Origin of the sequence: Brevundimonas sp. UBA5936 (assembly GCA_002430835.1) — a bacterium.
GTDB lineage: Bacteria > Pseudomonadota > Alphaproteobacteria > Caulobacterales > Caulobacteraceae > Brevundimonas.
The window spans coordinates 11,719-24,914 of sequence record DJDA01000043.1 but is presented as its reverse complement, the minus strand read 5'-3'; the positions used below and the strand labels follow the sequence as shown (position 1 = coordinate 24,914).

13 protein-coding genes are annotated in these 13,196 nt (G+C 67.8%); 7 read left to right on the top strand and 6 right to left on the bottom strand.

The features are described 5' to 3' along the window. Positions 1–36 precede the first annotated feature (36 nt). On the bottom strand, positions 37–249 hold the full coding sequence (locus B2Y21_RS04405; RefSeq protein ID WP_040346808.1) for a hypothetical protein: 213 nt from the start codon (positions 247–249) through the stop codon (positions 37–39). A gap of 125 nt (positions 250–374) precedes the next feature. After that, positions 375–794, bottom strand: coding sequence for a nucleoside-diphosphate kinase (gene ndk, locus B2Y21_RS04400; protein ID WP_087139197.1), 420 nt, complete (start codon positions 792–794; stop codon positions 375–377). A gap of 103 nt (positions 795–897) precedes the next feature. On the opposite strand from ndk, the gene B2Y21_RS04395 reads away from it, so the two are divergent. Both B2Y21_RS04395 and B2Y21_RS04390 read left to right on the top strand, forming a co-directional pair. Then, positions 898–2,784, top strand: a complete 1,887-nt coding sequence (locus tag B2Y21_RS04395; protein ID WP_292057357.1) for an ABC-F family ATP-binding cassette domain-containing protein — start codon at positions 898–900, stop codon at positions 2,782–2,784. After that, positions 2,784–3,026 carry a DUF2164 family protein gene (locus B2Y21_RS04390; protein WP_292057355.1) on the top strand — a complete coding sequence of 81 codons (243 nt, stop codon included), beginning with the start codon at positions 2,784–2,786 and terminating at the stop codon, positions 3,024–3,026. The genes B2Y21_RS04395 and B2Y21_RS04390 overlap by 1 nt, the downstream gene beginning before the upstream one ends. A 124-nt stretch (positions 3,027–3,150) precedes the next feature. Here the strand turns inward: B2Y21_RS04390 and B2Y21_RS04385 are convergent, their stop codons facing one another. From B2Y21_RS04385 to B2Y21_RS04370, 4 genes are read right to left on the bottom strand one after another with little or no spacing between them, the layout of a single operon-like run. Beyond that, entirely contained in the window at positions 3,151–3,450 is a 300-nt protein-coding gene (locus B2Y21_RS04385) for a hemolysin (RefSeq protein WP_292057352.1), read from the bottom strand. A 17-nt stretch (positions 3,451–3,467) separates the two neighbouring features. Then, a complete protein-coding gene (locus B2Y21_RS04380; protein WP_292057351.1) occupies positions 3,468–3,797 on the bottom strand; it encodes a hypothetical protein in 330 nt (109 codons plus the stop codon). Between the two features lie 8 nt (positions 3,798–3,805). After that, a complete protein-coding gene (locus B2Y21_RS04375) occupies positions 3,806–4,267 on the bottom strand; it encodes a DNA polymerase III subunit chi (RefSeq protein WP_119411811.1) in 462 nt (153 codons plus the stop codon). A 27-nt stretch (positions 4,268–4,294) separates the two neighbouring features. After that, positions 4,295–5,770: a leucyl aminopeptidase gene (locus B2Y21_RS04370; RefSeq protein WP_292057347.1), complete on the bottom strand. Its 1,476-nt coding sequence runs from the start codon at positions 5,768–5,770 to the stop codon at positions 4,295–4,297. A gap of 157 nt (positions 5,771–5,927) precedes the next feature. On the opposite strand from B2Y21_RS04370, the gene B2Y21_RS04365 reads away from it, so the two are divergent. The 5 genes from B2Y21_RS04365 (at position 5,928) to pdxA (ending at position 13,186) form a co-directional block, all read left to right on the top strand. Next, positions 5,928–7,061 carry an LptF/LptG family permease gene (locus tag B2Y21_RS04365; RefSeq protein WP_292057345.1) on the top strand — a complete coding sequence of 378 codons (1,134 nt, stop codon included), beginning with the start codon at positions 5,928–5,930 and terminating at the stop codon, positions 7,059–7,061. After that, a complete protein-coding gene (gene lptG, locus B2Y21_RS04360; protein WP_292057343.1) occupies positions 7,058–8,161 on the top strand; it encodes an LPS export ABC transporter permease LptG in 1,104 nt (367 codons plus the stop codon). Before B2Y21_RS04365 ends, lptG begins: the two co-directional genes overlap by 4 nt. Before the next feature lie 40 nt (positions 8,162–8,201). Further along, positions 8,202–10,697, top strand: coding sequence for an LPS-assembly protein LptD (locus B2Y21_RS04355; RefSeq protein WP_292057340.1), 2,496 nt, complete (start codon positions 8,202–8,204; stop codon positions 10,695–10,697). Between the two features lie 111 nt (positions 10,698–10,808). Further along, a complete protein-coding gene (locus B2Y21_RS04350) occupies positions 10,809–12,170 on the top strand; it encodes a peptidylprolyl isomerase (protein ID WP_292057338.1) in 1,362 nt (453 codons plus the stop codon). Then, on the top strand, positions 12,167–13,186 hold the full coding sequence (gene pdxA / locus B2Y21_RS04345; RefSeq protein ID WP_292057336.1) for a 4-hydroxythreonine-4-phosphate dehydrogenase PdxA: 1,020 nt from the start codon (positions 12,167–12,169) through the stop codon (positions 13,184–13,186). The genes B2Y21_RS04350 and pdxA overlap by 4 nt, the downstream gene beginning before the upstream one ends. The last annotated feature ends 10 nt before the right edge of the window (positions 13,187–13,196 follow it).

Here is a 13,196-nt window from a genome sequence, read left to right as displayed (position 1 = left end):
CCGACGCCCTTTTTGTTTCGCCTTGCGAAGAAAGCCTTACTCGTGGGGCTTCTTCGGCGTGGTGGCGGCGCCTGCGACGGCGCCGATGACGCCGCCGGCGACCGTCGCGCCGGTGTTGCCGCCGATCGCCTGACCGGCGACCGCGCCGCCCAGGGCGCCCGTGGCGGCGCGTTGTTCCGTGGTGGTGCCGCAGGCGGCCAGCAAGGCCGTCAGGCCGATCACCGGGGCGAGTTTCAGCATCGTCTTCATGGCGGTCATCCTTGTTCTTCTTCGAGAGACAGCGTGACCATGAAAACGAAACGGCCCGCCCCCGGTTCCGGGAGCGGGCCGCTTTATCGCTGTGCCAAGCCTCACAGAGAGGCCTGTTTCAACCCTTAGCCGACGATGTCGGCGTCCGTGAAGAACTGGGCGATCTCGATGCCGGCGTTCTCCAGCGAGTCCGAACCGTGGACCGAGTTCTCGCCGATCGACAGGGCGAACAGCTTGCGGATGGTGCCTTCAGCGGCGTCGTTCGGGTTGGTGGCGCCCATGACTTCGCGGTACTTGGCGACGGCGCCTTCGGCTTCCAGCACCTGCACGACGACCGGCTCGGCGATCATCTGCGAGACCAGTTCGCCGTAGAAGGGACGCTCGGCGTGCACTTCATAGAATTTCTTGGCTTGGGCTTCGGTCAGCTTGACGCGGCGTTGAGCCACGATACGCAGGCCAGCGCCTTCGATGACGGCGTTGATGGCGCCCGTCAGGTTGCGGCGGGTGGCGTCCGGCTTGATGATCGAGAACGTACGTTCGGTCATGGGAGTGACTTCTTGTTTGGGAGTTTGAGGGTCGGCGGCTTATAGCGAGCGCCGCACATCTTTCCAATATCCCCGCGCGTAAGCCTTTTTCTTTCCGGTTCCCATGCTGCAGATCAAAAACCTGACCTACAACGCCTGGGGCCGCGAGTTCCTGGACGACGCCTCCGTCAGCCTGCCGCCGGGGTCCAAGGTCGGCCTGGTCGGCCGCAACGGCATCGGCAAGTCCACTCTGTTCAAGCTGATCCTGGGCGAACTGGCCGCCAACGGCGACGAAATCTCCCTGCCCAAGACCGCCCGCATCGGCTCGGTCGATCAGGAACACCCCGCCACGCCGGTCAGCGTCCTGGACACCATTCTGGAAGCCGACGTCGAGCGCCACGACCTGCTGACCCGGCTGGAAACCGCCGAACCGGAAGAGATGGGCGAGATCTGGGGCCGGCTGATCGAGATCGACGCCGACAGCGCCCCGTCGCGGGCCTCGGAAATCCTGGTCGGCCTGGGCTTCAGTCAGGAGGACATGCACCGCCCGATGGCCGAGTTCTCGGGCGGGTGGCGGATGCGCGTCGCCCTGGCCGCCGCCCTGTTCGCCGAGCCGGACATGCTGCTGCTGGACGAACCGACCAACTACCTCGACCTGGAAGGCGCCCTGTGGCTGGAGCAGCGGCTGAAGCGCTATCCGCACACGGCCCTGATCATCAGCCACGACCGCGAGTTGCTGAACGGCGTCTGCACCCACATCCTGCAGCTGTCGAACCGCAAGCTGGACCTCTACACCGGCAACTACGACACCTTCGAGAAGACGCGGGCCGAGAAGCTGCGCCTGATGGAGGCCAACAAGTCCAAGCAGGACGCCGAGCGCGCCCACCTGCAGAAGTTCATCGACCGCTTCAAGGCCAAGGCCTCTAAGGCCACCCAGGCCCAGTCGCGCGTCAAGCGGCTGGAGAAGATGCAGCGCATCGAGCTGCCGCCCGAAGAGCGCGTCGCCCCCTTCACCCTGCCCTCGCCCGAACGCCCCCTGCCCCCGCCGCTGATCCGGCTGGAGAAGGCCAACGTCGGCTATGAGCCGGGCAAGCCGATCCTGAAGAACCTGAACCTGCGGATGGATCTGGACGACCGCATCGGTCTGCTGGGCGTCAACGGGGCGGGCAAGTCGACCTTCGCCAAGCTGATCGCCAAGGCCCTGACCATCGAGACGGGCGAGTTCCACCGCGACGGCAAGATGCGCGTGGGCTGGTTCCACCAGCACCAGATCGAGGCGATGGACCCGACAGACACGCCGCTGGAGATCATCCGCCGCGCCATGCCGGACGCCTCGGAAAGCAGCCGCCGCAGCCGCCTGGCCCAGTTCGGCCTGCCGTTCGAGAAGCAGGAGACCACCGTCGGGTCGTTGTCAGGCGGCGAGCGGGCGCGCCTGCTGCTGAATCTGGTGGCGATGGATGCGCCGCACATCCTGATCCTGGACGAACCGACCAACCACCTGGACATCGACAGCCGCCGCGCCCTGCTGGACGCGCTGAACGAATATACGGGCGCGGTCATCCTGATCACCCACGACCGCTCGCTGATGGAGCTGGTGGCCGACCGCCTGTGGCTGGCCGCCGACGGGTCGGTGAAGCCGTTCGACGGCGACATGGACGACTATCAGAAGTTCGTTCTGGACCGCGCCAAGCAGGCGGGCATGAAGCCCAGCCAGGTCAAGCATGAGGAAGTCGTGGCCGAGGCGTCAGCGCCTGCCGTCGCGCCCAAGGCTGAGAAGAAGAAGGGCCCCTCGCCCTCGACCCTGCGCCATGCGGTGAAGAAGGCGGAAGAGAAGATGGCCCAGTTGACCGCCGACCTGGCGCGTCTGGACGACGACCTGGCCAACGCCGCCGTCAATGATCCGAAGAAGCTGGAAGGCCTGACCCGCTCGCGGGCCAAGACCCAGTCAGACCTGGATCAGGCCGAGATCGACTGGATCGCCGCCGAAGAAGCCCTGGCCGAAGTGTCCTGATGAGCAAGGCGCCGCCCCTGCTGACCAAGGACGAGATGCAGGAGGCGTCCGCCCGTCTGCGCGCCTACCTGCGCGACGAGATGGAGGTGGAGGTCGGCCAGTTGCCCGCCGAGATGCTGGTGGAGTTCATCGGCCGCGACATCGGCCGCCTGTTCTACAACCGCGGCCTGCGCGACGCGGAGACCGTGGTGCGCCAGAAGGTAGAGGACGTCGCCGACGCCCTCTACGGCCTGGAGCGCTAAGCCCCAGCCCCTGCTTTCCGCTCACCCCGGCGGAGGCCGGGGCCAGTGAGAACTTCATCCGCCGCGTTTGCAGCCAAAGCACTGGATCCCGGCCTCCGCCGGGATGAGCGGATACTGGTTGAACTCAGCCGCAGCTGACGCGCGTCACGACGTTGGTCTTGTCGTCGTAGGTGAAGGTCACGCGGTTCTCGCGATAGTCCATGGTCGCCGCGCAGCTGCTGCACAGGACGCGGAAGATGCGGCCATCGGGCGCGGTCGGAATGGTCGAGCGATTGCGGCCCACATACTCCTGATAGTCGCTGGCCTTGCAGGCGACGGGGATCGCCTCGCCGCCCGGCGTCGGCGTCGCGCCGCCCTGGGTCGGGGCGCAGGCGGCCAGGGCGAGGAAACTCACAGCGGCGCTCAGAGTCAGAATCGTCTTCATGGCGGCGTCCTTTTCGATCAGCCGCAGCGAACCTGTTCGACCAGGCCCGTCTGCTGATTATAGAAAATATTCAAGCGGTAAGGCGAATAATCTTCAGTCACGGGACAGGTCGTACAAGCGACGCGACGGTTCACCACATCCACCGGAACGGGAATCTGGCTGCGCGGTTTCCCGACCAGCCACTGAAGCTCGCCAGCCTTGCACATATCGCCGTCGATGCTGCGAACGCCCGGTTCGGAAAGATAAGGCCGCTCGGTCGAGGAGACCGGCGTCCGGACAGGCGCGGTCGGCTGGCCGACGGGCCGGGCAGGCGGCGAAGCGCAGGCCGACAGGGCGACCAGGCCCACGCCCAGGATCAGGCCGCCTTTTCCCAGCGGCCCTCGTCCGATTGTTTCCAGTAGGCCAGGTCGGCGCCGTCCGCCTTCAGCGTCCGCCAGCGTCCGCGCGCATGGTTCAGCGCCTGCTCGTCCCGACCGTCGAAGATGATGAAGCAACGTGCGAACTCCTGCGTGGCCCCAAGCTCTGAATCATCGACGATGAACAGCGCCTGAGCGCCATTCAGATTCTCGCCCGATTCGGACAGAAGCACAGGCTGGCGCGCGGCATGGTCGCCATCGGCCCGTCCGTGCGGCAGGAAGCTGTCGTCGCGATAAGTCCACAACAGCTCGTCGATATCGTCGAGCCGGTGCGAGGTCGCGCCCCGGATCAAGGCGCGCCAGCCCCGCTGAAGCGTGCGCTCCAGCAGGGTCGGCAGCACCTGGTCCAGCGTCGAGCGCTCCAGGTGGTAGAACCAGATTTCCGGCTTGGCGTCAGACACCCGGCCCTATCCCTTCAAGGACGTGTCTCAGCCTTCGTAGTGGTCGGCGACCATGCGGTCGAGCAGACGCACGCCATAGCCCACGGCGCCGTCCGGCACGGTCGGGTTCTTGGAGTCCTTCACCCAGGCGGTCGAGGCGATGTCGATGTGCGCCCACGGCGTGCCGTTGGTGAAGCGTTGCAGGAACAGGGCGGCGGTGATCGAGCCGCCGGCGCGGCCGTTGCCCATGTTCTTCACATCAGCGATCGGGCTGTCGATGTGACGCTCGTATTCCGCCGGGATCGGCAGGCGCCAGGACTTCTCGCCTACCTTCGGACCGGCGTCGGCGATGTTGGCGGCCAGTTCGTCGCTGTTGGTGAAGACGCCCGCGTACTCCAGGCCCAGCGAGATGATGATGGCGCCCGTCAGGGTGGCCAGGTCGATCATGAACTTCGGCTTGAAGCGATCCTGCGTGTACCAAAGCGCGTCGGCCAGCACGAGGCGGCCCTCGGCGTCGGTGTTCAGCACCTCAATGGTCTGACCCGACATGGAGGTGACGACGTCGCCCGGACGCTGGGCGTTTCCGTCCGGCATGTTCTCGACCAGGCCCAGGACGCCGACGACGTTGACCTTGGCCTTGCGGCCGACCAGGGCGTGCATGAGGCCGGCCACGGCGGCGGCGCCGCCCATGTCCCACTTCATCTCTTCCATGCCGTCGGCGGGCTTCAGGCTGATGCCGCCGGTGTCGAAGCAGACGCCCTTGCCGACGAAGGCGATGGGGGCCTCGCCTTCCTTGCCGCCGTTCCACTGGATGACGGCCAGCTGGCTTTCACGCACCGAGCCCTGGCCGACGCCGAGCAGCGAGCCCATGCCCAGCTTCTCCATCTCGGCTTCGCCCAGGATCTCGACCTTGGCGCCCAGGGCCTCCAGCTCCTTCACGCGGCGCGCGAACTCGGCCGGGTACAGGATGTTGGCGGGCTCCGACACCAGATCGCGCGAGAACAGCACGGCGTCAGCCACGGCCGACAGCGGCTGGAAGGCGGCCTCGGCGGCCTTCACGTCCGAGGTCACGACGCGCACGGTCGTCACCGACGGAATCTTGTCGGCCTTCTGCTTGGTCAGGTATTTGGCGAAGCGGTAGGCGGCCAGGCGCACGGCGAAACCGGCGCGGGCGGCCAGTTCCGGCGACAGATGCGACGCCTCGATGGTCAGGACTTCGGCGCCCGACAGCTTGGTCGCCTGATAGGCGGCGGCGGCGGCGGTTTCGACCGCCAGATCGTCCAGCTTGTCCGCTGCGCCCGCGCCGACCAGCAGGACGGCGTTCGCGTCGATCCCGGCCGGAGCCGCGACGTTCAGGGTGCTGTTGGCCGCGCCGGTGAAGCGGCTGTTCTTCATCGCCTTGGCCAGGGCGCCCGAGGCGGCCTGATCCAGCGCCGAACCGGCGCCCGCAAGGGCTCGTCCTTCATGCGCCAGCACGGCGAGAATTTCGGCTGCACCCGACGAAGCGACGAATTCGATTTTCATAAACTGACTCCAGACCGAGAAATCATGCCCCGGTGACGCTTGAATTTGCCATGGTCGCGGCGACGGTTTCGTCGGGGCGGCCGGATGTGTATTACATGGCTCGCATCGCCCTGGGCTGCAACACGTTCGCAGCCGATTATACGACCTTACCCGCCGCATGACCCTGATTCAGAGGTATCTTTTCCGCCAGATCGGCCTGCCCATCGTGGCGGCGGTTGCGGCGTTGGCCGGGATAGGCCTGCTGAGTCAGAGCCTTGACCAATTGGAGGTCATCGTCGAGCGCGGCCAAAGCGTCTGGGTCATGGTCAAATTGACCTTGCTGGCCCTGCCGCAGCTGATCGCCGTCATCCTGCCCATCGGCCTGTTCGTCGGCGCCCTGATCGCCCTGACGCGGCTGCAGCGCGAACAGGAGCTGACCGCCGCCTACGCCGCCGGAGTCAGCCGCTGGGCCCTGATCCGGCCCGCCCTGCAGATCGCCCTGATCGTCACAGTCGTCGCCCTGCTGGTGAACGTCTTCGTCCAGCCCTGGGCCCAACGCGAGGGCCGCCGCCAGGCCTTCGCCATCCGCACCGACCTGGCCGCCCTGCTGGTCGAGGAAGGCCGCTTCGTCCAGGGGCCGGACGGTCTGACCGTCTACGTCCAGCAGATCGAGCAGAACGGCCTGATGAAGAACCTCTTCGTCTACCTGGACAACGGCAAGACGGTCACGACCTGGGACGCCGAGACCGCCCGCTTCGGCCGCGTCGACGGCCTGCCGGTGCTGACCATGCAGAACGGCTCGATGCAGCGCTATTCCTCGCGCGAGGTGCTGAACCAGCTGTCGTTCGACCAGCAGGTGTTCGACCTATCGCCCTACGCCAAGACCTCCGAACGCATCCGCTTCAAGCCGTCGGACCTGTGGCTGACGGACCTCTTCGATCCGACCCCCGCCCTGCTGGAGAGCGCCGGAACGCGCGGAGAACTGGCGGCCGAAGGGCATTCGCGCCTGGCCTCGCCCCTCTACGCCCTGGCGGCCATGGCCTTTGCGCTGGCGGCCATCCTGGGCGGCGCCTTCAGCCGCAGCGGCTACGCCGGGCGCATCGCCAGGGCCGCGGGCGCCTTCTTGGTCCTGCGCGTCATCGGTTACGGCCTGGTGGCCGGCAGCGCCTGGAACGGCGCGCTGAACATCCTGCAATACGTCGTGCCGCTGGCCGCCACCTTCCTGGCCCTGCGCATCCTGTTCCGCGCGCTGAAGCCGCGCCGTCGTCGCACCTGGGCGCCGCTGGAACGCCTGAAGGCGAGGTTTGCATGAAGCTCCGTCTCGGCCGCATCGAACGCTATGTGCTGATCCAGCAGATGAAGTCGCTGGGCGTGGCGCTGGCCGTCATCGCCGCCCTGGTGATGCTGATCGACTTCGTCGAGGTCTCGCGCGGGCTGAATTCGTCCGGCGAGCTGTCGGGCGGGCGCATCCTGGGCCTGGTCTTGGTCAAGTCGCCGTCGGTGATCGTGCAGCTTCTGCCCTTCGTCTTCCTGTTCGGGACGCTGGGCGCCTTCGTCAGCCTGAACCGACGCAGCGAGCTGATCGCCATGCGGGCGGCGGGCGTATCAGCCTGGCGCTTCGTCCTGCCGGCGGCGGGCGCGGCGGTGGCGCTGGGCGTGCTGACGGTCACGGTGCTGGGCCCTATGGCGGCGGCGGGCGACGGCGTCTGGCAGCGCGAGCGCGCGCGCATCTCCGGATCGGTCCCCGGCAGCGAATCGGGCGAGGCGGTCTGGCTGCGCGAAGGCGACGCCAACCGTCAGATGATCATTCGCGGCGGCCGTCAGGAACAGGCCAGCGGGCGGCTGCTGGACGCGACCTTCTTCATCTACACCACGACCTCGACCGGCCGTCGCGTCTTCACCGAACGGATCGACGCCGCCACGGCCACGCTCAACGCCGGGCGTTGGCGCCTGACCGACGCGGCAGGCGCGCAGACGGGCCAGCGGGCGGTGCGCTACGCCACCCTGGACCTGCCGTCCAACCTGGCCGACGAAGAGGCCTTCCAGCGCTTCGCCCGGCCGCAGTCCACGCCCTTCTGGTCCCTGCCCAATCAGATTCGCCGGATCGAGGACGCGGGCTTCGCCTCGACGGCTTACCAGCTGCGGCTGCAACAGCTTCTGGCCACGCCGCTGATCTTCGGCGCCATGTCGATTCTGGCGGCGGCCTTCTCGTTGCGGCTGATGCGGCTGGGCGATCTGGCGCGGATGACGGTGGCGGCCGTGGTGCTGGGCTTCGCCTTCTTCTTCCTGAATCAGTTCTCTTCGGCCATGGGCTCGGCCGAGGTCGTTCCCCCGATCGTCGCCGCCTGGCTGCCGCCTATATTGACGGCTCTCGCCGCCTTTACCTTGCTGTTCTATACCGAAGACGGCTAATCGAGCGGTTTCCGCCCGGCCGGTAATGAGTGGACACCGCATGACCCATCGCCGTCTCCCCCGCATGGGAGCCCTGCGCCTTCGGCTGCTGACCGGCGCGGCGTTGGTCATAGGCGCGCCCCTGTCTCAGCTGGCGTTCGCCCAGGCCGCCCAGGCCCAGGCGGCGCCCGCCTCGGCTGCGGCGCAGACAGCGACCGCCCAAACGCCCCAATCAACGCCTCAAACGCCGGGCGCTGACGGCCTGACGCCCGACGCCGTCTACATGGACGCCGATTCCGCCCAACGCGAGGGCGACGTCGTCTCGGCCCAGGGCTCGGCCGAAGACCGGGTCATGGCGCGTTTCCAGGACCACAGCCTGCGCGCCAAGGACGTCACCTATGACCTGCAAAGCCAGATCGCCACGGCCTCGGGCGACGCAGAACTGACGGCGCCGGACGGCTCGGTCGTCCACGCCCAGCGCATCGAGCTGGATTCGGACCTCAAGGCGGGCGTGGCGGTCGATCTGGCCACGCGTCTGTCGAACGGTTCCAGCCTGATGGCCGCCACCGCCGTGCGCCGCTCCGAGACGGTCAGCGAGCTGAACCGCGTCATCTTCACCCCCTGCCCCATCTGCACCGTGGACGGCGCGGCCAAGACGCCCAGCGTCTCCATCCAAGCTTCCAAGGCGGTGCAGAACGAAGAACTGCGCGCGATCCTGTATCGTGACGTGGTGTTCCGCCTGGGCGGGGTGCCGATCTTCTACCTGCCCGCCTTCTCGCACCCCGATCCGACGGTGGACCGCGCCTCTGGCTTCCTGGTCCCGTGGGGCGACTATCAGGCCGGGCGGGGCGTCTCGCTCGAGCTGCCCTATCTGCACGTCATCTCGCCGTCCGAAGACATTCTGGTCAGCCCGCAGTTCAACACCAAGGTCGCGCCCCTGCTGAACCTGCAATGGCGCAAGCGGTTCACGGACGGCATGATCGTGGCCCGCGGCGGCGCCACCTACGGCCGCAGTTTCGGCGACTTCGATCTGGACGGCGACGGCGACGCGGAAAGCAACGTCCGCTTCGGCGACACGACGGCCCGCAGCTATCTGCTGGCCCACGGCGCCTTCGATCCCGACGGCCCTTGGCGTTGGGGCTTTACGGCCGAGCGCGTGTCGGACAAGACCCTGTTCGACCGCTACGACGTGCGCGACACCTATCAGGACAACGGCCTCTACTACGGCGACAGCCGCCGCCTGATCAGCCAGATCTACGCCGAGCGTCAGACCCAGCGCTCCTATCTGTCGGTTGCGGCCTTCACCATGCAAAGCCTGCGGGTGGCCCAGTTCGACCCCGTCACCCCGGCCCTGAACGTCTTCGAGGACGACAAGACCCTGCCTCTGGTCGCGCCCCTGATCGAGGCGCGGTGGGAGCCGGAAGGCCCCGTCTTCGGCGGCCGCCTGCGCCTGCGCGGCTCGGCCGTGGCCCTGACCCGCGACGCCTATGTCGGTTTCCCGACCCTGGCGCCCGAGCTGATTCCGGGCGGCCCGACCGACGGCCTGCCCGGCGTCGACAGTCGCCGCGTCACCGGCCAGGCGGAATGGCGCCGGGCGATGATCTCGCCCATCGGCGTGCGCTGGGAGCCGTTCGTGGACCTGCGCGCCGACGTCTATTCGGTGGACGACCTGCCGCCCGCCATGGGGGTCGAAAACGAGACATACACCCGCGCGCGCGCCAGCGCCGGCGTCGACGTCAGCTATCCCCTGTATCGCCGCCTCAGCGCCTCGTCAGACCTGATCCTGGAGCCGATGGCCCAGCTGTCGATCTCCAACAAGGCCGACCTGGACCGACGCATCCCGAACGAAGACAGCCAGATCACCGAGCTGGACCACCTGTCGCTGTTCCGCATGGACCGCTTCCCCGGCTACGATCTGCTGGAAGGCGGTCTGCGCTTCACGGCGGGCGCCCGCGCCACCCTGCGCTGGGACGAGGTGCGCTCGGCCAGTCTCTTCATCGGCCGCAGCATGCGCGCCGACGATCAGGACGAGTATCTGACGCCGATCCCCGACGATCCGACGCGCCTCTACGATCCTTCAGGTCTGGCCGGTCGGACTTCGGACTGGGTGGTTCAGGGGTCGTTCAACCCTTCGGACCGGATGCGCGGCTGGTTCCACGCCACCATTGACGGCAATGGCGCGGTTCGTCGCGCAGAGGCGACCGTGGACGGCCGCTGGGGACGCCGCAACCTGGCCAGCCTGAGCTATATCGTAGACAACTCGAACCCCTTGAACGGCCCGGACAACCGCAACTACGAGTTCGTTCAGCTCTCCGGCCACCAGTTCATCTACGGCAACTGGGGCGTGGCGGTGAACGGCATCGCCGACCTGGAGCGCGACATCATCACCCGGTCGGAGGTCGGCCTGCTGTTCGACGACGACTGCTTCCGCATCGAACTGGGCTGGCGCCGCGACAACACGCGCGTGCGGCCGACCGGCCCGGCGGAAGGCGTTTACATCCGTCTTAACCTCGCCACTTTTGGGTCTTCAGGCTATGATCGCAATGATATGCGGTAGGCAGGGCGCGCATTGCGGCTTAGTGGAACGTGCGCCTTGGCGCTGTGGCGCGGCCAACGCCGCCGACCGGCTCGGGACCGCTTTAGGGAATCAGGACTGACGATGGGTTTGATGCGTTACTCTACGGGAGCCGCCCTGGCCGCCCTTATGGTCGTGGCCGCCGTGGAGCCTTCCTCGGCTCAGACCGCGCCTGCGCCCGCCGCCCAGGCCGCCCCTCAGGTTCCGGCCGCCGGCGCGCTGAACCCCGCCGCAGAGGAAGCGCCCCAGCGCACGGCCCCCGCGCCGCAGTTCCGCCTGTCCGACGGCATCATCGCCACGGTCAACGACCGCATCATCACCGGCTTCGACCTGCGCCAGCGGATGCTGGTGCTGATGGCCATGACCCAGGTCCAGCCGACCGAGGAAAACATCGGCGCCATCCAGCAACAGGCGCTGAACGACCTGATCGACCAGCACCTTCAGGCGGCCGAACTGGCAAAGTTCGAGCAGCTCAAGATCGGCGACGCCGAAATCGATCAGGAAATCGCCGACATGGCTCGCCAGGCGGGCGCCACCCCGGCCAGCTACATCAACTTCCTGGAACAGGGCGGGATCAGCATCCCCGCCTTCCGCGAGCAGATGCGCACCGAGATCGGCTGGCGAGAACTGGTCGGCGGCCGTTTCCGCGACCGCGCCCGCGTCGGCAAGAGCCAGGTCGACCAGACCATGCGCCAGATGACCGAATCGGCGACCAAGCCTCAATATCTGATCGGTGAAATCTACCTGGAGGCCGCCCGCGTCGGCGGCATGCAGGAAGCCATGAACGGCGCGCGCCAACTGGTGCAGCAGATGATCCAGGGCGCCCCCTTCATGGCCGTGGCGCGCCAGTTCTCGGCCGCCCCTTCGGCCGCCCGCGGCGGCGACGCCGGCTGGGTGGTGCAGGGCACGGTCCAGCCCGCCCTGCAGTCCGTCATGGACACGCTGGAAGCCGGCCAGTTGTCGAATCCCATCCCGGTCGATGGCGGCGTCTACATCCTCTACATGCGCGACAAGCGCTCGGGCGCCTCGACCAGCATGGTCAAGATGAAGCAGGTCATGGTCGAGCTGCCGGAAAACGCCGATGAGGCCCAGGTGGCCGCCGCGACCCAGCGTCTCGAGGCCCTGCGCGGCCAACTGACGTGCGACAACATCCTGACCCGCGCCCGCTCCGAGCCGGGCATGCTGGGCGCCGATCTGGGCGAAAGCGACGTCGCCGACCTGCTGCCGCAGTTCCAGCAGGTCGCCCGCTCGGCCGAAGTCGGCTCGATCAGCACCGCCGTCCGCACCCCGCTGGGCGTTCACCTGCTGGCCGTCTGCGATCGCCGCCTGGGCGGTCCTGACGCCCCCTCGGCGCAACAGGTCGAAGCCCGCCTGCAGAACCAGAACTACGCCATGCTGGGCCGCCGCTACCTGCGCGACCTGCGGGCCGACGCCCTGATCGAAATCAAGCAATGACGATGATCCGGCCGCTCATCGTCACGATGGGCGACCCCGCCGGGGTGGGGCCGGAAATCATCGCGCGCGCCTGGTCGGTGCTGGGCTCCGCGCCCGGCCCCTTGCCGCCGGTCGTGCCCTTCGTCGTGGTCGGCGACGCCGAAGTGCTGAAGTCTCAGGGCCAACCGGTCGAGGCCGTGCTCAGCCCGTCGGACGCTGTGACTGTCTTCAGCCGCGCTATCCCCGTCTTGCACCATCCGGCCCCTGCGCCCGTGACGTCGGGCCAGCCTGAACCCGCCAACGCCGTCGCCGTCGCCGACTGGATCGAGCGCGGCGTCGATCTGGTGCTGTCGGGCGAAGGCTGCGGTCTGGTGACGGCGCCGATCGCCAAGGCGCCCATGTACGCCTCGGGCTTCCGCTTTCCCGGCCACACCGAGTTCATCGCCGAACTGACCGCCGACGTCCCGTTCAGCGGCACGCGCGGCCCGGTGATGATGCTGACGGCGCAGAACCTGCGCGCCTGCCTCGTCACCATCCATGTGCCGATCGACCAGCTGCCCGAACTGGTGACGGGCGAGCGCGTCGCCCGCGTCGCCCGCGTCGTCCACGAATCGATGAAGCGCGATTTCGGCATCAGCGCCCCGCGTCTGGCCTTGGCCGCGCTGAACCCCCACGCGGGCGAAGGCGGCGCCATCGGCCTGCAGGAGGTGACGGTGCTGCGTCCCGCCGCCGAGGCCCTGCGCGCCGAAGGGCTGAACATCACCGATCCCCTGCCCGCCGACACCCTGTTCCACGAAGAGGCGCGCGCGCGGTATGACGCCGTGGTCTGCCTCTATCACGACCAGGCGCTGATCCCGGTGAAGACGCTGGACTTCTGGGGCGGGGTCAACGCCACCCTGGGCCTGCCCATCGTCCGCACCTCGCCCGATCACGGCACCGGCTTCGACATCGCGGGCAAGGGCGTCGCCCGCGCCGACAGCTTCATCGCCGCCGTTCGCCTGGCTTCCGAGATGGCGTCCGCCCGCGCCAACCGATAGCCTTCTCCCC

Coding starts and splice junctions, on each gene's coding strand:
- B2Y21_RS04405 (WP_040346808.1), bottom strand. CDS start 249: ATGAAGACGATGCTGAAACTCGCCCCGGTGATCGGCCTGACGGCCTTG.
- ndk (WP_087139197.1), bottom strand. CDS start 794: ATGACCGAACGTACGTTCTCGATCATCAAGCCGGACGCCACCCGCCGC.
- B2Y21_RS04395 (WP_292057357.1), top strand. CDS start 898: ATGCTGCAGATCAAAAACCTGACCTACAACGCCTGGGGCCGCGAGTTC.
- B2Y21_RS04390 (WP_292057355.1), top strand. CDS start 2,784: ATGAGCAAGGCGCCGCCCCTGCTGACCAAGGACGAGATGCAGGAGGCG.
- B2Y21_RS04385 (WP_292057352.1), bottom strand. CDS start 3,450: ATGAAGACGATTCTGACTCTGAGCGCCGCTGTGAGTTTCCTCGCCCTG.
- B2Y21_RS04370 (WP_292057347.1), bottom strand. CDS start 5,770: ATGAAAATCGAATTCGTCGCTTCGTCGGGTGCAGCCGAAATTCTCGCC.
- B2Y21_RS04365 (WP_292057345.1), top strand. CDS start 5,928: ATGACCCTGATTCAGAGGTATCTTTTCCGCCAGATCGGCCTGCCCATC.
- lptG (WP_292057343.1), top strand. CDS start 7,058: ATGAAGCTCCGTCTCGGCCGCATCGAACGCTATGTGCTGATCCAGCAG.
- B2Y21_RS04355 (WP_292057340.1), top strand. CDS start 8,202: ATGACCCATCGCCGTCTCCCCCGCATGGGAGCCCTGCGCCTTCGGCTG.
- B2Y21_RS04350 (WP_292057338.1), top strand. CDS start 10,809: ATGCGTTACTCTACGGGAGCCGCCCTGGCCGCCCTTATGGTCGTGGCC.
- pdxA (WP_292057336.1), top strand. CDS start 12,167: ATGACGATGATCCGGCCGCTCATCGTCACGATGGGCGACCCCGCCGGG.